Annotated in this window: 10 protein-coding genes; 8 read left to right on the top strand and 2 right to left on the bottom strand. The window is 70.2% G+C overall.

From position 1 onward, the window contains the following. Positions 1 to 1,775: condensation domain-containing protein (locus G4D83_RS43545; RefSeq protein ID WP_240357154.1), on the bottom strand; the 1,775-nt coding region annotated here is incomplete at its 3' end. Between the two features lie 360 nt (positions 1,776 to 2,135). On the opposite strand from G4D83_RS43545, the gene G4D83_RS43540 reads away from it, so the two are divergent. After that, on the top strand, positions 2,136 to 3,311 hold the full coding sequence (locus G4D83_RS43540; RefSeq protein ID WP_275902423.1) for an OmpP1/FadL family transporter: 1,176 nt from the start codon (positions 2,136 to 2,138) through the stop codon (positions 3,309 to 3,311). Positions 3,312 to 3,315: 4 nt separating this feature from the next. Here the strand turns inward: G4D83_RS43540 and G4D83_RS43535 are convergent, their stop codons facing one another. After that, positions 3,316 to 4,065 carry a cyclic nucleotide-binding domain-containing protein gene (locus tag G4D83_RS43535; RefSeq protein WP_240357153.1) on the bottom strand — a complete coding sequence of 250 codons (750 nt, stop codon included), beginning with the start codon at positions 4,063 to 4,065 and terminating at the stop codon, positions 3,316 to 3,318. A 409-nt stretch (positions 4,066 to 4,474) separates the two neighbouring features. Between G4D83_RS43535 and G4D83_RS43530 the strand changes: the two genes are divergently transcribed. The 7 genes from G4D83_RS43530 (at position 4,475) to mxcH (ending at position 17,790) form a co-directional block, all read left to right on the top strand. Further along, positions 4,475 to 5,248, top strand: a complete 774-nt coding sequence (locus G4D83_RS43530; protein WP_163870865.1) for a 2,3-dihydro-2,3-dihydroxybenzoate dehydrogenase — start codon at positions 4,475 to 4,477, stop codon at positions 5,246 to 5,248. A gap of 146 nt (positions 5,249 to 5,394) precedes the next feature. After that, a complete protein-coding gene (gene dhbC, locus G4D83_RS43525; protein ID WP_163870864.1) occupies positions 5,395 to 6,627 on the top strand; it encodes an isochorismate synthase DhbC in 1,233 nt (410 codons plus the stop codon). Further along, positions 6,624 to 8,255 carry a (2,3-dihydroxybenzoyl)adenylate synthase gene (locus G4D83_RS43520; protein WP_163870863.1) on the top strand — a complete coding sequence of 544 codons (1,632 nt, stop codon included), beginning with the start codon at positions 6,624 to 6,626 and terminating at the stop codon, positions 8,253 to 8,255. The genes dhbC and G4D83_RS43520 overlap by 4 nt, the downstream gene beginning before the upstream one ends. Before the next feature lie 43 nt (positions 8,256 to 8,298). Beyond that, on the top strand, positions 8,299 to 9,225 hold the full coding sequence (locus G4D83_RS43515; RefSeq protein ID WP_163870862.1) for an isochorismatase family protein: 927 nt from the start codon (positions 8,299 to 8,301) through the stop codon (positions 9,223 to 9,225). 67 nt (positions 9,226 to 9,292) lie between these two features. After that, entirely contained in the window at positions 9,293 to 13,663 is a 4,371-nt protein-coding gene (gene mxcG, locus G4D83_RS43510; RefSeq protein ID WP_163870861.1) for a myxochelin non-ribosomal peptide synthetase MxcG, read from the top strand. Continuing rightward, positions 13,660 to 15,042: a class II 3-deoxy-7-phosphoheptulonate synthase gene (locus tag G4D83_RS43505; protein ID WP_163870860.1), complete on the top strand. Its 1,383-nt coding sequence runs from the start codon at positions 13,660 to 13,662 to the stop codon at positions 15,040 to 15,042. Before mxcG ends, G4D83_RS43505 begins: the two co-directional genes overlap by 4 nt. 114 nt (positions 15,043 to 15,156) lie before the next feature. After that, complete coding sequence (gene mxcH / locus G4D83_RS43500; protein ID WP_163870859.1) at positions 15,157 to 17,790, top strand: TonB-dependent siderophore myxochelin receptor MxcH; 2,634 nt, start codon at positions 15,157 to 15,159, stop codon at positions 17,788 to 17,790. Positions 17,791 to 17,822 lie beyond the last annotated feature (32 nt).

The raw sequence follows: 17,822 nt of genomic DNA, 5'->3' as shown, positions 1-17,822 counted from the left end.
GCCCCCAGGTGCCACGCCAGCTGATTCGCTCGCTTCTCCAGCTGCGCGTACGTCAGTCGCTCCCCCTCGAACACCACCGCCACCGCCTCTGGCGTCCTCGCCGCCTGCGCCTCCACCCACTCGTGCGCGCAGACCTCGATTCGCGATTCGACGGACGTCGCGTTCCAGCTGTCCAGCACGAGCCGCCGGTCCAGTTCCGTCACGAGGGACAACTCCGACAGGCGCAGCTGGGGTGCAATCACCGCCCGCTCCAGCACGCGCTCCAGATGTGTCACCAGTCGCTCGGCGGACGCGGACTCGTAGAGGTCCGTGCGGTACTCCAGCGTCCCGGAAAGTCCCGTCGACGTCTCGCGCAAGGTCAGCGTGAAGTCGAACTTCGACGTGCCGCTGTCCACGTCCAGCGGACGGAAGCGCAGTCCCGGGCTCTCCAACGCCGCCATGGGGGTGTTGACCAGGACCAGCGCCACCTCGAAGAACGGCGTGCGCTTGGGCTGGCGCTCCGGCTGGAGCACCTCCACCAGCTTCTCGAACGGCACGTCCTGGTGTGAGTACGCGCCCAGCGTCGTCTCGCGCACGCGTCCCAGCAGCTCGCGGAACGTCGGGTCTCCGTCCAGCTTCGTGCGCAACACCAGCGTGTTCACGAAGAAGCCGATCAACCCTTCCGTCTCCGGAAGGGTACGTCCCGCGACAGGGGCGCCCACGCAGATGTCGTCCTGCCCCGAGTACCGCGACAACAACACCTGGAGCCCCGCGAGAAGTCCCATGAACAACGTGGCCCCCTCCTGGCGACAGAAGCCACGCAGCATGCGGACCAGCCCCACCGGCAGCTCCACCTTGAGCACCGCCCCCGAGTTCGATGCCCCGGCGACACGAGGCTGGTCCGTCGGAAGCTCCAGCGCGGGCGGGGCCCCCTCCAACTGCTGCCGCCACCACGTGAGCTGTCGCTCCAACGCCTCGCCCCGCAGCCGCTCGCGCTGTCTCACCGCATGGTCCACGTACTGGAGGGAGAGCTCCGGAAGTGGCGACGGCCTGCCCGCGATGAACGCCTCGTAGAGCGCCACCACCTCCCGGATGAGCACGGAGATGGACCACGCATCCGAGATGATGTGGTGCATCGTGACGACCGCCATGTGCTCGCGCTCCGACAGGCGCAGGAGCCGCGCGCGCAGGAGCGGCCCCCGGACCAGGTCGAACGGGCGCCGCGCCTCCTCGCGCACGGCGCGCAGGGCGATGGCCTCGCGCTCCACTTCGGGCAGGTAGCGCAGGTCCTCCACCTCCAGGGCCATGGGCGCGTTGCCCGCATGAGCCACCACCTGGAGCGGCCGGCCATCTCGCGCGGGAAACACCGTGCGCAAGGATTGGTGTCGACACACCAGCTCCGTGAACGCGCGCTCCAGCGCCGCCACGTCGAGCGTGCCTTCCAGCCGCAACGCCGCCGGCAGGTTGTAGAGCGGACTGCCCGGTGCGTACTGGTCCAGGAACCACAGCCGCTGCTGCGCGAAGGACAACTCCGCCTGCCGCTCGCACGGCACCAGCGATGACGGCCGCTCCCCGCGCGATGCGTGAAGCGGCTCCAGCTCCTCGCCGGGCTGCAACGCCACCAGCGCGTCGATACGTCCCGCCAGCGCCGATACCGTCACCAGGTCGAACATCTCCTGCAGCGACAGCTCCACCCGAAGCGACGTCCGGATGCGCGAGAGCACCTGTGTCGCCAACAGCGAGTGGCCACCCAGCTCGAAGAAACTGTCGAGCGCGCCCACCTGCGAGATGTTCAACACCTCACTCCAGATGTGCGCGACGGCACGCTCTGTGTCGGTGCGGGGTTCCACCGCACGGGTGACGCTTCGCTCTACGAGGAGGTCCTGGGAGCGTGGCTGGGTCATGGGAGGGCCCTGGAGAGGGGAGTCCAGGTAAAACAAGTCTTACTGATAAAACCTGGGTAAATGCACGCACCCCCCTACCAAGGGTGACCGGTTCACACTTGGGCGCGTGGTGTGCGACTGACCCGGGGATGCATCGTTCAGGGCCCGGCATCCGGAAAATTGTTCCAAGCCTGGATGCCCAGCGCACTGCGCCAAAGCAGACTGTCCTATAGTGCGCGATTCAAACCGACCATGAAGACAACGCTCTCACTCATGACGCTCCTCGCCGCAGGCGCCAGCCAGGCCGCGGGGTTTCAGATCGACACGCAGAGCGCTCGCGCCACGGGCCTCGGCAACGCGGCCACGGCGTGGATTGAAGACTCGTCCGCCATCTACTCCAACGCGGCCAACATCCTCGGCGTGAAGACGTTGGATATCACCGTGGGAGACACCGGCATCCTCCCCAACCTGAAGTTCACGCCGACGGGCGGCTCCACGCAGGGCCAGAAGCTGACGCTGTCACCGCCGCCGCATGTCTTCGCGGTGTTTCGTCCCTTCGAGAAGCTCGCGTTCGGCGTGGGGGCCTACGCGCCCTATGGCGCGCGCAGCAACTGGGAGGACGACTTCGTGGGACGCTTCCGCGGGCAGCAGTCGAACCTCGCCGCGTACTACATCAACCCCACCGTCGCGTATCAGCTCCATGACGCCATCCGCGTGGGCGCGGGCGTGGACGTCGTGCGCTCCACGGTGGAGATCCGCCGGGCGCTGAACTTCCTGGACAGCGAGGGAGCCGTCCACCTGGGCGGCGGCGCGTGGGGAGTGGGCTTCAACGCGGGGCTCCAGGCGGAGCTGCTGCCCGGTGAGCTGACGCTGGGCGTGCACTACCGCAGCTCCGTCGCAGTCACGTTCGAGGGGCAGGCCGACTTCCAGAACATCCCGGTGGAGTTCCAGCAGCGCATGGTGGACCAGCGCGTGAGCGCGGACGTCACCTTCCCCGCCACGCTCGCCATCGGCCTGTCCATCTATCCGGTGGAGCGGCTGACCGTGGCGCTGGACGCCCAGGTCACCTACTGGTCCAGCTTCGAGGCGCTGGCCATCGAGTTCCCCGACACGCCCGCGCTCAACAACCCCATCGCCAAGACGTGGTCGACGAAGGTGAAGTATCACCTGGGCGCCGAGTACTCCGTCACGCCCCAGCTCCAGGCGCGCGCGGGCCTGGTCGCGGACCTGTCCCCCAGCCCCTCCGACACGCTGACGCCGGACCTGCCGGACGCGGACCGCTACAAGGTGGCCATCGGCGCGGGCTACACCATGACCTCCGGCCTGCGCGCGGACGTGGGCTACCAGTTCGTGTTCCTCGCGGACACGGAGAGCACCGCTCCGGGAATGGAAGGCAACTACTCCGGCTCCGCGCACGTGCTCGGCGTGACGCTCGGCTACGCGCTGTAGGCCCTCAATCCGCGGGCTGGGTGATGACCTCCATCGTCCGGTGCATGCGCTGCATCCCCAGCCTCACGAGCGCGCGGCGCATCTCCGCCTGCCCCCAGAAGTGCTTGCGGAACACCTCCCGGTCCAACCGCAGCAGCGTGCAGGGCGTCAGCGTCTTCACCGTCGCGGTGGCGCGGCGCCCTCGCAGCAGGGAGACCTCACCGAAGAGGTCTCCCTCCACCATGTCCGGATACGACGTGGTGCGTCCGTCCGCGTGCGTGTGGAAGACACCGCAGCGGCCTCGCAGCAGGATGAAGAGCGCCTCGCCCGGACTTCCATAGGTGAGCAGCTGCGCTCCGGCCTCCACCGAGCAGGGCTCCAGCGCGCTCCCCAGATGGGTCCACAGCTCTGGTGACAGCTCGTTCAACAGCGCGCTGCCGCTCAGCGCGTCCGCGAGCAGCCGCTCCCGACCCCGCATGGCCACCACCGGCGCCACCAGCCCGTGGCGCGCGCCCATCAGCGACAGGCCCGTCCGCGACAGCTCCCGCAGCACCGTTCGCTCCAGCGTGACGACGCTCGCCGTCCGCGGGCAGTTCGTCAGCAGCGACAGCTCCCCGAAGAAGCCTCCGCTCGTCAGGTGCCCCACCATGCGCGCCTCGCGAGCTCCTCCCTCGCGGTACACCCCCACCTTGCCTTCCAGGATGACGAACAGGGACGAGCCCGGGTCGCCTTCGCGCACCACCACGCGCCCGGCGGGCAGGAACCGCGTCCACACGGGGAGTGGAGCGGCGCCGACCGGGGACGCCTCCGGCGCGGAAATGGTCGCCCCGACGCGCGGAGATGATTCCGCGAATTCCCCAGACGCGTCTGGGGAGGTCCGAGGGGTCGAAAACGGGTGTGGAAAAGCCAGTCGCGCCATGCGGCCCCCTCTGTGGAGATGCATGACAAACGTACGTGGGCTCAATCCGTGTCGCAGTGAATGCGTTCAAAAGGCGAATGCCCCCAGGTGCTAAGGGGTTTCCCGCCCCAGCCTGTCGGGATGGACCAGGCGACACACTCGCCCCCGGGTCTCACCACTCTTGACACGACGGGTCGCGCATGGCACTAGTCGCCCAATAATGAGAATCATTCTCATTATTCCTCTTTCCCTGTGGACCCCCGGGTTCCAGAAAGCGAAGGGCTGGATGGGAGACACACCGCGAGTGGCACTGGTGACGGGTGCCGCGCAAGGCATCGGCGCCGAAGTCGCTCGGGTGTTGGCTCCCGAGGCCATCATCGCCGCGCTCGACACGAACGCGGAGGGGCTGCTGTCGCTGGTGGCGGAGCTGCGCGGCAAGGGCCAGAAGGCCACGGCGTGGCCGGTCAGCGTGAGCGACGCGGCCGCGGTGGAGACCGTCGTCGAGCGAATCGAGGGGGAGCTGGGCCCCATCCACACGCTGGTCAACGTGGCGGGCGTGCTGCGGATGGCTCCGGTGGTGGACTTGAGCGACGAGGACTGGGCGACGACCTTCGGCGTGAACACGAACGGCGTGTTCCATGTTTCACGCGCGGTGGCCCGGCGCATGGTGCCGCGCCGCTCGGGCGTCATCGTCACCGTTGGCTCCAATGCCGCGGGGACGCCCCGGATGCAGATGGCCGCGTATGCCGCGTCCAAGGCAGCCTCCACCATGTTCACCAAGTGCCTGGGCCTGGAGCTGGCCCAGTACGGCATCCGCTGCAACGTGGTGTCTCCGGGCTCCACCGACACGGCCATGCAGCGGGGAATGTGGAAGGACGAGCACGGCGCGGACGCGGTCATCGCCGGAGCCTCGGAGACCTTTCGCGTGGGCATCCCCCTGCGGCGCATCGCCAGCCCCCGAGACATCGCGGAGGCCGTGCAGTTCCTCGCTTCCGACCGCGCCCGCCACATCACCATGCACGACCTCTGTGTCGACGGCGGCGCCACGCTGGGCGTCTGACTCAGCATCCCCCTCCCCCGCCCGCATCCAGGTGGGTTCGTGCGGGCCTAATTTGAGAATGATTATCAGGATCGGTATCAAGTTCAAAGTTCGCTCCGAGGCGATGCCCGCACCGTGGGACTGGCGCTCGGAACAGGAGGTTGGCCGTGAAGACGACCGAACGCGCAGTGGCACCCCAGAAGCTGGCCGCGCAGTTGCTCGAGAACTACGAAGCGGGCTCCTCCTTCTTCTTCGCCTCGCCTCGCCGCACCTTGCTGGCGCAGGGGACGTTCGCCACCGTGCCGCACGTGGGCGGGGCCAGCTCATTGGAGCGGCTGCCCGAGCGCGTGGCGGCGGTGCTCAGCGAGGCGCGCCAGGCGGACCATGACATCCCGGTGGCGGTGGGCGCGGTGCCCTTCGACGGGAGCGTCCCCGCGCAGCTCGTGGTGCCGATGACCATCCAGCGCGCGGGCCCGCTGGTGTTCGACGACGTGGCGATGCCGTATCAGGGCGTGCCCACGCGCTACACCGTGCAGCCCGTGCCGGAGCCGGCCGCGTACCTGGACGGCGTGGCGCAGGCGCTGAAGCTGATGGAGAGCGGCCCCTTGCGCAAGGTCGTGCTGTCGCGCTCGCTCCACTTGAGCGCCACGACGCCCATCGACCTGCAGCGGCTTCTGCACAACCTGGCCCGGCGCAACCCGTCTGGTTACACCTTCGCGGCGGACCTGCCCACGCGTCCGGGGATGATGCCCGGCGAGGGCCGGCGCACGCTGATTGGCGCGAGCCCGGAGCTCCTGGTGTCGCGCTCGGGGATGCAGGTGCTGGCCAACCCGCTGGCGGGCTCGATTCCGCGAAGCCCGGACCCGGTGGAGGACCAGGCCCGCGCGGCGGGACTGCTCCAGTCCCCCAAGGATTTGCACGAGCACGCGGTGGTCATCGACGCGGTGGCGGAGGCGATGCGGCCGTTCTGCGAGACGCTGGACGTGCCCGCGAAGCCGTCGCTCGTCAGCACGCAGACGATGTGGCACCTGTCCAGCCGCATCGTCGGTGAGCTGGCGGACCCGTCGATTACGTCGCTGACGCTCGCCGTCGCGCTCCACCCCACCCCGGCCGTCTGTGGCTACCCGACCCAGCTGGCGCACGCGACCATCGGCCACATCGAGCCCTTCGAGCGCGGCTACTACACGGGCACCGTGGGTTGGTGCGACGTGAATGGTGACGGCCAGTGGGCGGTGACCATCCGCTGCGCGGAGGCCGACGAGAACTCGCTGCGGCTGTTCGCGGGCGCGGGCATCGTCGCGGGCTCCAAGCCGGAGTCGGAGCTGGCGGAGACCGAGGCGAAGTTCCGGACGATGCTGGTCGCGATGGGGCTGGGCCAGGGCGTCGAGGTGAAGCCGTGAGCCAGGGCGACTCCCGGCTGCCGGGCTGCCCCACGTGGCCGCAGGACCAGGCGGAGCGCTACCGCCGCGCGGGCTACTGGAAGGGTGAGACCTTCGGTCGGATGCTGCGCGAGCGCGCCGAGCGTCATGGCGAACGCACCGCGCTGGTGTCGGGCAAGGAGCGCTGGACGTACCGCGAGCTGGACGCGCGCGTGGACCGGCTGGCCTCGGGCCTCAAGAGCCTGGGCATCAAGTCGCGGGATCGCGTGGTGGTGCAGCTGCCCAACATCGGCGCGTTCCACGAGGTGTGCTTCGCCCTCTTCCGCCTGGGGGCCCTGCCCGTCTTCGCGCTGCCCGCGCACCGCGCCTCCGAGATTGGCTACTTCTGCGAGTTCACCGAGGCGGTCGCCTATGTCATCGCCGACCGTCACGGCGGCTTCGACTACCGCACCCTCGCGGCCAGCGTGAAGGCGAAGACGCCGTCGCTCCAGCACGTCATCGTCGTGGGCGACGCGGGGCCCTTCGCCTCGCTGGAGAGCCTGTACGCCGCGGAGCCGGTGGCGCTGACGGAGCCGCGTCCGGACGACGTGGCCTTCTTCCAGCTCTCCGGTGGCAGCACGGGCGTGCCCAAGCTGATTCCCCGCACGCACGACGACTACCTGTACAGCCTGCGCGCCAGCGCGGAGATCTGCCAGCTCGACACGTCGAGCGTGTACCTCTGCGCGCTGCCGGCGGCGCACAACTTCCCCATGAGCTCGCCGGGCGTGTTCGGCACATTCTACGCGGGCGGCACCTCCGTGCTGGCCCTGCACCCGAGCCCCGACGTGGCCTTCCCGCTCATCGAGCAGGAGAAGGTCACCATCACCGCGCTGGTGCCTCCCCTGGCCATGGTGTGGCTGGACGCGGCCAAGGCGCGCCGGCATGACCTGTCCAGCCTGCGCGTGCTCCAGGTGGGCGGCGCCAGGTTCAGCGCGGAGGCCGCCGCGCGCGTGAAGCCCACGCTGGGCTGCACCGTGCAGCAGGTCTTCGGCATGGCCGAGGGCCTGGTCAACTACACGCGCCTGGACGACTCCGAGGAGCGCATCGTCAACACCCAGGGCCGGCCCATCTGCGTCGACGACGAGGTCCGCATCGTCGACGAGGACGGCCACGACGTGCCGACGGGCGAGACGGGCCAGTTGCTCACGCGCGGGCCGTACACCATCCGCGGCTACTACAAGGCGGAGACGCACAACGCGCGGGCCTTCACCTCCGATGGCTTCTACTGCACCGGAGACCTGGTGCGGATGACCGCGGACGGCTACCTCGTGGTGGAGGGCCGGGCGAAGGACCAGATCAACCGGGGCGGCGACAAGGTGGCCGCGGAGGAGGTGGAGAACCACCTGCTGGCCCACCCGGAGGTCCACGACGCGGCCGTCGTCTCCATGCCGGACGCCTTCCTGGGCGAGCGCACCTGCGCGTTCGTCATCCCCCGGGGCACGCCTCCCGCCGCCACGTCGCTGACCTCGTTCCTGCGGGAGCGGGGACTGGCGGCCTTCAAGATTCCGGACCGGGTCGAGTTCGTCGAGACGTTCCCCAAGACGGGCGTCGGCAAGGTCAGCAAGAAGGCGCTCCGCGAGACGCTGAGCCGCCCCACCGCTCCCCGCTGAAACACCTCCTCCCCCTCTCCTTCGCTCCAGAAAAGGACCCCTCATGGCGCTCCCCGCCATCACCCCCTACGCGATGCCCGGTGCCGCCGACCTGCCGAAGAACAAGGTCGCGTGGACGCCCGACCCCAAGCGGGCCGTGATGCTCATCCACGACATGCAGCGCTACTTCGTGGAGGCGTTCACCCCTGGCCAGTCCCCCGTGAAGGAGCTGGTCCCCAACATCCAGCGCCTGCGCGCGCACTGCCTCTCGTTGGGAATCCCCGTCGTCTACTCCGCGCAGCCGGGCGGCCAGACATCGGAGCAGCGCGGCCTGCTGCTCGACTTCTGGGGGGGCGGCATCAACGGCGGTCCGCTCCAGAAGCAGATCATCGACGCGCTCACGCCCGGCGAAGGTGACCTCCAGCTCACCAAGTGGACCTACAGCGCGTTCCGTCGCACGGACCTGATGGAGGTCATGCGCGCGCGGGGCAAGGACCAGCTCATCATCTGCGGCATCTACGCGCACATCGGCTGCCTCCAGACGGCCAGCGATGGCTTCATGAGCAACATCCAGCCCTTCCTCGTCGCGGATGCGCTGGGCGACTTCTCCCTGGCGCATCACCAGCTCGCGCTCAGCTACGCGTCGCAGCTGTGCGCCGTCACCACCACCACGCAGCAGGTCATCGACTCGTTGGGCGTGCCCGCCGTCAAGGGCGCTCCCGGCCTGAGTCAGCACCAGGTGCGCGCGGATGTCGCGGAGCTGATGCAGCAGTCCGTGCTGGAGCTGAACGAGGACGCGAACCTGCTCGAGCTCGGCCTCGACTCCATCCGGCTGATGAGCCTGGTGGAGCGCTGGCGGAGCGCGGGCGCAGAGGTCACCTTCGTGGAGCTGGCGGAGAGGCCGACCCTCACGGAGTGGTACGCGCTCCTGCGCGCCATGCCCCTTCCTCCGCCGGACGCCAGCAGCGTCCACGCGGCCCTCCAGCGCTGAGCGCTGCCCTCGGAGCGAGGCGCCCCCACCCCGCTCCGGTTCGATGCCCCCTCACGAAGGACCTGCGATGCCCGAATCATACGACGCACGCTGGCCGCTCTCCGCGGCGCAGCACGGAATCTGGGTCGGTCAACAGCTCGACCTCGCGAGCGCGATCTACAACGCCGGTGAGTGCATCGAGCTTCGTGGCGCCATCGTCCCCGAGCACTTCGAGGCCGCCGTCCGTCAGACGGTCGACGAGGCGGAGGCCCTCCACGCGCGCTTCGAGTCCACGCCGGAAGGCCCCTCGCAGCAGGTCAGCCCCTGCGTGGAGTGGGCGCTCCAGCACGTGGACCTCTCCACCGCCACGGACCCGTGGGTGGCTGCCCAGGCGTGGATGAAGGAAGACCTGAAGCGCACGGTGGACCTCACGCGAGGCCCGCTCTTCGCGCAGGTGCTCTTCAAGGCCGGAGCCGAGCGGTACTTCTGGTTCCAGCGCGTGCACCACATCGCCATGGACGGGTACGGGTTCTCGCTGCTCACCCGGCGCGTGGCGGACCTCTACACCTCCCGCGTGACGGGCAAGGCCGCGCCCGCGGGCTTCGCGCCGCTGCGCCCCGTGCTGGACGAGGACGCGGCCTATCGCGCGGGCCCCCAGTTCGAGAAGGACCGTGACTTCTGGGTGGGCCGCCTCACCGACGCGCCGCTGCCCGTGACGCTGGCGCCGCCCGCGCCCATGTCCGCGTCGTTCGTCCGCTCCACCCGGATGCTCGCGGGCACGGACGTGGAGCGGATGCAGGCCGTGGCGAAGCAGGTCGGCGTGACGTGGCCGGACCTGGTGCTCGCGGCGGCGGCGGCGTGGCTCCACCTGCGCACGGACGCGCCGGAGGTCGTGCTCGGCCTGCCGGTGATGACGCGCCTGGGCTCGGCGGCGCTGCGCGTGCCGTGCATGGCCATGAACATCGTGCCGCTGCGCGTGCCTGTCTCGCCCGGGGCCACCCTGGCCTCGCTGGCCAGGCACGTCTCCGCGGAGATGCGCGCCTCCAGGCCGCACCTGCGCTACCGCTACGAGCAGCTCCGCCGCGACCTTCGCCGCGTGGGCGGGCAGCGCAAGCTGTTCGGCCCCGTGGTCAACATCATGCCGTTCGACTACGGCGTGCGCTTCGCGGGGCTGCCCGGCATCGCGCACAACATCTCCGCGGGTCCCGTCGAGGACCTCTCCATCGGCATGTACGCGCGCTCGGACGGCGGCGGTCTGCGCGTCGACTTCGACGCGAACCCCGTCTGCTACGACGAGCGTGCCGTGGACTCCCATCAGCGCGAGTTCCTCCAGCACCTGGACACATGGTTCGGCGCGCCCGAGCAGCCCGTGCGTGAGCAGCCCGGTGCCTCCGGTGACATGGCCTCCCTGCTGGACGGCGGTCCGCTTCCCGCGCCCGCCTCGCCCGTCCTGGAGCTGATTGAACGCCAGGTTCGCGAGCAGCCGGACCTCATCGCCGTGGAGCATGGCGATCACCGCCTGTCGTACGGCGAGCTGTGGCGCTCCGCCGGGGTGCTCGCGGAGCGACTCGTCGCGGAAGGCGTCCGGGTCGACACGCCCGTGGCGGTGAAGGTGCCGCGTGGGCTCGACGCCATCGTCGCATCGCTGGGCATCCTGCGCGCGGGCGCGGGCTATCTCCCGCTGGACCCCAATGGCCCGGCCTCCCGCACGGCCGCCATCCTGGAGGACTCGGCGCCCGCGCTGATGGTCCTCCCGTCGGAGTTCCTCTCCACCACGGACGCCTCACCCCGCGCCGCCGGCCAGTTGACGGTCCTGAAGCGCGACGTCGCGGCGACCGAGGCCGGTGCGCTCCGCCCCGAGGGCGCTCGGCTCGCGTATGTCATCTACACGTCCGGTTCGACGGGCCAGCCCAACGGCGTCCAGATTCCGCACGAGTCGCTGGCGCACTTCGTCGCGGGTGCGACGCACCGCTACGCCATCACCCGCGAGGACCGCATCCTCCAGTTCGCGCCGCTGCACTTCGACGCGAGCGTGGAGGAGGTCTTCCTGGCGCTGACGTCCGGCGCGCGGCTGGTGCTGCGCACCGACGAAATGCTCCAGTCCGTGCCCCGGCTGCTCGAGTCCTGCGCGGCCCTGGGCATCACCCTCCTCGACCTGCCCACCGCGTTCTGGCACGAGCTGGCCTACGCCGTGTCCACGGGCGCGGCGCGGCTGCCGTCCTCCGTTCGCACCGTCATCATCGGCGGCGAGGCGGCGCTGCCGGAGCGCGTCGCACGCTGGCGCGCCACCGTCGGGCCGAGCGTACAGCTGCTCAACACCTATGGCCCCACGGAGGCCACGGTGGTGGCGACCGTGGCGTCACTCGGAGACACCGGCGGTCCGGAGTCCGAGCGTGACGAGGTCCCCATCGGCGTTCCGCTGCCGGGCGTCCGCGCGGTGCTCGTCGATGCGCAGGGGCGGCTCGTGGCGCGAGGCTCCGAGGGCGAGCTGTGCCTGCTGGGCGGCGCGCTCGCGCGGGGCTATCTGGGCCGTCCGGAGCTGGACAAGGCTCGCTTCATCACCCTGGCCGCGCTGCCCGGCCAGCCCCGCGCCTACCGCACCGGCGACAAGGTCCGGTTGCGAGAGGACGGCCAGCTCGTGTTCGTCGGTCGCGTGGACGACGAGTTGAAGATCAGCGGACACCGCATCGACCCGGCCGAGGTGGAGACGGTGCTGCTCGGCCATCCCGGCGTGCGTGAGGCCGCGGTGGTGGGACAGGTGCTCCCCGGAGGCGCCCGCCGGCTCTGCGCGCACATCGTCGCGGAGGCCCCCGCGCCTTCCGCCGCCGACCTGCGCAAGCACCTGTTGGCGAGCCTGCCCGCGCCCATGGTGCCGGGCGCCATCCTGTTCGCCGAACGGCTGCCTCGCACCAGCACGGGGAAGATCGACCGCGCGGAGCTGCGCAAGGCCACCTCCACCGAGACATCCTCCACCGTGGCGCAGGCCACCACGGAGCTGGAGCGCGTGGTGCTCGGCATCTGGGAGGAGGTCCTCGGCGCCACGGGCCTCACCGCGCAGGACGACTTCTTCGACCGCGGAGGCCAGTCCCTCCAGAGCATCCAGGTGGCCAACCGCCTCGGCATCGCCCTGGGTCGGGAGGTCCCCGTCGCCACGGTGTTCCGCTACCCGACGGCCGCCGCGCTGGCCCAGGCGCTGGAGCACGGTGAGACGACCGGCTCCGAAGCCAGCGGCCCGAGCACCACGATGCTCGCCGACGCGGAGCTGTCCGAGGACATCGTTCCCCGGCCGAGCACCGCCGCGCCCCAGGGCGAGGGCGGCAGCTTCGAGACGCGCTTCCCCGAAGCCCGCCAGGTGCTGCTCACGGGCGCCACCGGCTTCGTCGGCGCGCACCTGCTGCACCAGCTCCTGCGCCAGACGCGCGCCCGCGTGGTCTGCCTCGTGCGCGCCAGCGACGAGTCCCAGGCGATGGAGCGCATCCGCGCCGCGCTGACGTCCCAGCAGCTGCCGACCTCGGGCCTCTCCGAGCGGGTGCTCGCGCTTCCGTCGGACCTCACCCAGCCGATGCTCGGGCTGGACAGCGCGCGCTTCCACGGCCTCGCCGCGGAGTGCGACGTCATCCTGCACAACGCCGCCGTGGTGAGCGTGGTGCGCGAGTACGGCAGCGTCCAGGCCGTCAACGTCAAGGGCACGCGCGAGCTCTTGCGCCTGGCCGCCGCCGTGCGCCTCAAGCCCTTCCACTACGTGTCCACACTGGCCGTGGCACCCCAGGCCAACGTGAGCCCGGAGGTGCCCGAGGACTTCGTGCCGGCCCACGCCGGACTGCGCGACGGCTACCAGCAGAGCAAGTGGGTCGCGGAGCGGCTGGTGCAACAAGCCTCCGAGCGCGGCCTGCCTGTCGCCGTCTACCGTCTGGGCCGCGTCGTCGGCGCGACGGACACCGCCATCGTCAATCCTCAAGACCTGGTCTGGCGCATCCTGCTCGCGGGCATTCCCTCTGGCTCGCTCCCGCTGCTCGACGTGGGAGAGACCTGGACCCCCGTGGACTACGTGGCGAGCGCCATCGTCAAGCTGTCCCGCGTCGCCACGCCCGGCACGGTGTTCAACGTGACGCCCGTGCCCGACGTGCGACTGCCGGATTTGTTCCGCTGGGTGGGCGAGTACGGCTACCCCGTGGACCTGCTCCCCGTCCCCGCCTGGCGCGCCCGAGTCGCGGAGCGCGCCGGCACCGCGGACAACACCACCACCCTGGCCTTCTTCGACCTGCGCTCCGGTGACTCGGCGCCCTCGTTCGGCCTGGGCCCCATTCGCTGTCAGCGGTTGCATGAAGCCCTGGAGGGCACCGGCATCACCTGCCCCCAGGCGGATCGCGACCTCTTCTTCCGCTACCTCGCCTGGTGCGTCACGCGCGGCCTGCTGCCCGCGGCACCTGGCTCCCCCAAGGAAACGGCCCTCTCGTGATGAACCGACCCTGGAACCCCCGCACCTGGCGGGAGAAGCCCGTGAAGTACATCCCGGATGACTATCCGGACATGCGCGCCCTTCACCGCGTGGAGGAGGAGCTGTCCCGGCTGCCTCCGCTGGTCCACGCCTCGGAGACGCGGCGGCTCACCGCCTCGCTCGCGCAGGTGGCGCAGGGCAAGGCCATCCTGCTGCAGGGAGGTGACTGCGCGGAGAGCTTCAAGGAGTTCACCACCGACAACATCCGCGACACCTTCCGGCTCATCCTCCAGATGGCCGTGGTGCTCACCTTCGCGGGCGGACGTCCCGTGGTGAAGGTCGGTCGCATCGCCGGCCAGTTCGCCAAGCCGCGCTCCAGCCCCGTGGAGACGCTCGACGGCGTCACCCTCCCCGCGTACCGGGGCGACATCATCAACGGGATGGACTTCGAGGCCTCCGAGCGCGTGCCGGACCCCAAGCGTCTGCTCAAGGCCTATCACCAGTCCTCCGCCACGCTGAACCTGCTGCGCGCCTACTCGCAGAGCGGCTACGCGGACCTGTGCAACCTGCACCGGTGGACGCTCGACGGCGTCGCTGGTTCGCCGCAGGGAGACCAGTACCGCAAGCTCGCGGACACCATCTTCGAGTCCCTCTGCTTCATGAGCGCCCTGGCGCTGCCCCCGGAGCACACGGCCGCGCCCACGCCCACGCCCGTGGACCTCTTCACCAGCCACGAGGCCCTGCTCCTCAACTTCGAGGAGTCGATGACCCGCCTGGATACCAGCTCCGGCCACTGGTTCGACGCCTCCGCGCACATGTTGTGGATTGGCGAGCGCACGCGCCAGCTCGACGGCGGCCACGTGGAGTTCATGCGCGGCATCCGTAACCCCATTGGCGTCAAGTGCGGGCCCACCCTGGAGCCCGACGACCTCTTGCGGTTGATGGACATCCTCGACCCGGAGGCCATCCCCGGCCGCCTCACGCTCATCGGCCGCTTCGGCTCCGACAAGGTCGCGGAGTGCCTTCCGCGCCTGATGGCCGCCACCCGCCGCGACGGCCGCCCCGTCATCTGGTCCATCGACCCGATGCACGGCAACACCCACAAGGCCAGCAATGGCTACAAGACGCGCTCCTTCGACCGCATCCTCTCCGAGGTGAAGTCCTTCCTGGAGGTCGCCGCCGCCGAGGGCGTCCACCCCGGCGGCATCCATCTGGAGATGACCGGGCAGAACGTCACCGAGTGCCTGGGCGGCCCGCTGGCTGTCACCGAGGACGACCTCCACAGCCGCTACCACACGCACTGCGACCCGCGCCTGAACGCGGACCAGGCACTCCAGCTCTCCTTCATGGTCGCGGAAAAGCTCCAGGCCCTGAAGGTTCCGCACGCCAAGGCAGCCTGAGTCATCCCTCAACTCTTGACAGCGTTTGTGTTCAGGAATACACGGCCCCTGAAAATGAAAATGAGAACCATTTTCATAATTCGTTCCCCACGCGAACGACACGTCGCAGGTCGGATGCGCTGGGTCGTGGTGGCGGCGGCGTGGCTGGTGTTCGCGCTTCCGGCGCGGGCCCAGGTGGCGGGCCACGCGCAGGTGGCCGTGGAGGCCGCGGCGGCTCCGAGCGCTCCGGCGCCCGTGCCGGCGGTGCCAGCTCCGAGCACTGCGGCGCCCATGCCGGCGGTGCCAGCTCCGAGCACTGCGGCGCCCGTGCCGGCGGTCGTCCCACCGAAGCTGCTGACGTTCGTGGACGCGCCCTACCCGGCCGAGGCGGAGCAGGCCCGGCTGGAAGCCACGGTGCGACTGAAGCTGACGCTGGATGACCAGGGCCTCGTCACGGCGGCGGAGATTCTGGAGCCGCAAGGACACGGGTTCGACGAGGCGGCGCGGCAGGCCGCGCTGGGCTTCCGCTTCGAGCCCGCCCGGCGTGACGGCGTCGCCGTGGCCTCACGCATCGCCTACAGCTACGAGTTCCGCCTCCCCGTGGAGGCCGTGCCCGTCGTCCCCGCCCCCGTGGCCCAGACGCCGGCTCCCGCCCCGGAGCCCGTGGCCGAAGCCCCAGCCCAGCCACCAGCGCCCGTCGTCACCACGGCGCAGGTCGACGTGAGCCAGGAGGCCATCGACGTCACCGTCGAGGGCGAGTCCGTGGCCAACCGCAAGCGTCGCTCCGCCGAGGCGGTGAAGGTCATCGAGACGGAGAACCTCCAGCGCGAGGCCGTGGACATGGGCCAGGCGCTGGCGCGCACCGAGGGCGTAGGCGTGCGCCGCGCGGGAGGCCTGGGCAGCCGGGCGCGCTTCTCCCTGGCCGGACTCGCGGATGACCAGGTCCGCTTCTTCATCGACGGCGTGCCGCTGGAGCTGGCCGGTTACGGCCCGGACTTCGCGAACGTCCCCGTCAACCTCGTGCAGCGCATGGAGGTGTATCAGGGCGTGGTGCCGGTGCGCTTCGGCGCGGACGCGCTGGGCGGCGCGGTGCAGATCGTCACCACCGAGAACCTCCTGGGCAGCCGCGCCTCCGCGTCCTACGAGATTGGCTCGTTCGAGACCCACCGCATCGCCGCGAGCGCGCAGCATGTCGCCAGCGCCTCTGGCCTGTTCGCCCGCGCCAGCGGCTTCTTCGACTCCAGCCCCAATGACTACCGCGTCGACGTCCGGGTGGAGAACAGTTCGGGCCAGCTCAGCGACGCGCGGCTGCCGCGCTTCAACGATGCGTTCCGCGCGGGCGGCGGCGGTGTGGAGGTCGGCTTCCTGGACAAGCCCTGGGCCCGCCGCCTCGTCCTCCGTGGCTTCGCCTCGGCGTCCACCCAGGAGATTCAACACGACACGACGATGAAGGTGCCCTACGGCGAGGTCGACTCGGGCAACCGGTCCGGCGGCGCCACGCTCCGCTTCGAGCACACCTATGGCAACGGCCTCATCGCCGATGCCGTCGGCGGCTATGTCTTCCGACAGGCGCGGCTGAGCGACCTGGGCCGCTGCGCCTACGACTGGTTCGGCCGGTGCATCACCGAGCTGCCGCAGGCCGGAGAGATGGAGAGCCGCGCCGTCGACCTTCACGTGGGGCAGCACACGGGCTTCGCGCGCATCAACCTGGGCTGGAGCCTCACCCCCAACCAGATGCTGCGGCTCGCGGTGTCGCCGACCTGGGTGAGGCGCACGGGCGAGGACCGCGCCCTCCGGAGCACGGGAGGCGTGGACCCGCTCAGCGCCCGCCGTGGCCTCTACACCCAGGTGACCGGGTTGGAGCACGAGCTGGATGCGCTCGACGAGCGGCTGGAGAACATCGCCTTCGTGAAGAGCTACGTGCAGCTCGCCCGCGCGGAGCGGCTGCTGCCCGACAACAGCTTCATGGCCGTGGACCGGGACACCTTCACCTTCGGCATCGGTGACGCGCTCCGCTACCGGCTGTCGTCCCTGTTCACCGCCAAGGCCTCGTACGAGTGGGCCACGCGCCTGCCCCGTCCCGACGAGCTGTTCGGCGACGGCATCCTCATCGACGCGAACCTCGAGCTGGAGCCGGAGACCAGCCACAACGTCAACCTGGAGCTGGCGTTCGACTCGCGGGAGACGCGGCACGGCGCGTTCCGCGGCGGCGTCATGGGCTTCGCGCGACTGGCGGACCAGCTCATCATCCCCCAGGGGCGGGAGGGCTACTTCACGTACCAGAACGTCTTCGCGGCGCGCAGCCTGGGCGCCACCGGCGCGGCCGGGTGGACGTCTCCGGCCCAGTACCTCTCGCTGGACGGCAACCTCACCTGGCAGGACGTCCGCAATGTCTCCAGCGAGGGCGCCTTCGGACTCTTCGAGGGGCAGCGCCTCCCCAACCGGCCTCACCTGCTGGCCAACGGCAGCGCCCGGTTCCAGTTGAGCGGCGTGGCCTCGTCTCGCGACGAGCTGTCGCTGACCTGGCACACCCGGTACATCCACGCGTTCTACCGGGGCTGGGAGAAGCTGGGCAGCCAGGCCTCGAAGCAGGACATCGACGCGCAGCTCCTGCACTCGCTGGCCCTCACCTACGTCACCCGGACCGCGCGCGCGACCTTCAGCTGGACGGTCGACGTGCAGAACCTGACCGACGCCACCGCCATGGACTTCATGGGCGTGCAGCGTCCCGGCCGAAGTGTCTCCGCCAAGGTGGTCGCGGAGCTCTGAGTCATCAACACGCAGTCGCAGTCATCTTTCTC

This window comes from Myxococcus eversor (assembly GCF_010894455.1).
Taxonomy (GTDB): Bacteria; Myxococcota; Myxococcia; order Myxococcales; family Myxococcaceae; genus Myxococcus; species Myxococcus eversor.
This window is presented reverse-complemented; position numbering and strand designations above follow the sequence as displayed.

Bases quoted from the DNA above. Each gene is read 5' to 3' on its own strand.
- G4D83_RS43540 (WP_275902423.1), top strand. From the start codon at position 2,136: ATGACGCTCCTCGCCGCAGGCGCCAGCCAGGCCGCGGGGTTTCAGATC.
- G4D83_RS43530 (WP_163870865.1), top strand. From the start codon at position 4,475: ATGGGAGACACACCGCGAGTGGCACTGGTGACGGGTGCCGCGCAAGGC.
- G4D83_RS43515 (WP_163870862.1), top strand. From the start codon at position 8,299: ATGGCGCTCCCCGCCATCACCCCCTACGCGATGCCCGGTGCCGCCGAC.
- mxcG (WP_163870861.1), top strand. From the start codon at position 9,293: ATGCCCGAATCATACGACGCACGCTGGCCGCTCTCCGCGGCGCAGCAC.
- mxcH (WP_163870859.1), top strand. From the start codon at position 15,157: ATGCGCTGGGTCGTGGTGGCGGCGGCGTGGCTGGTGTTCGCGCTTCCG.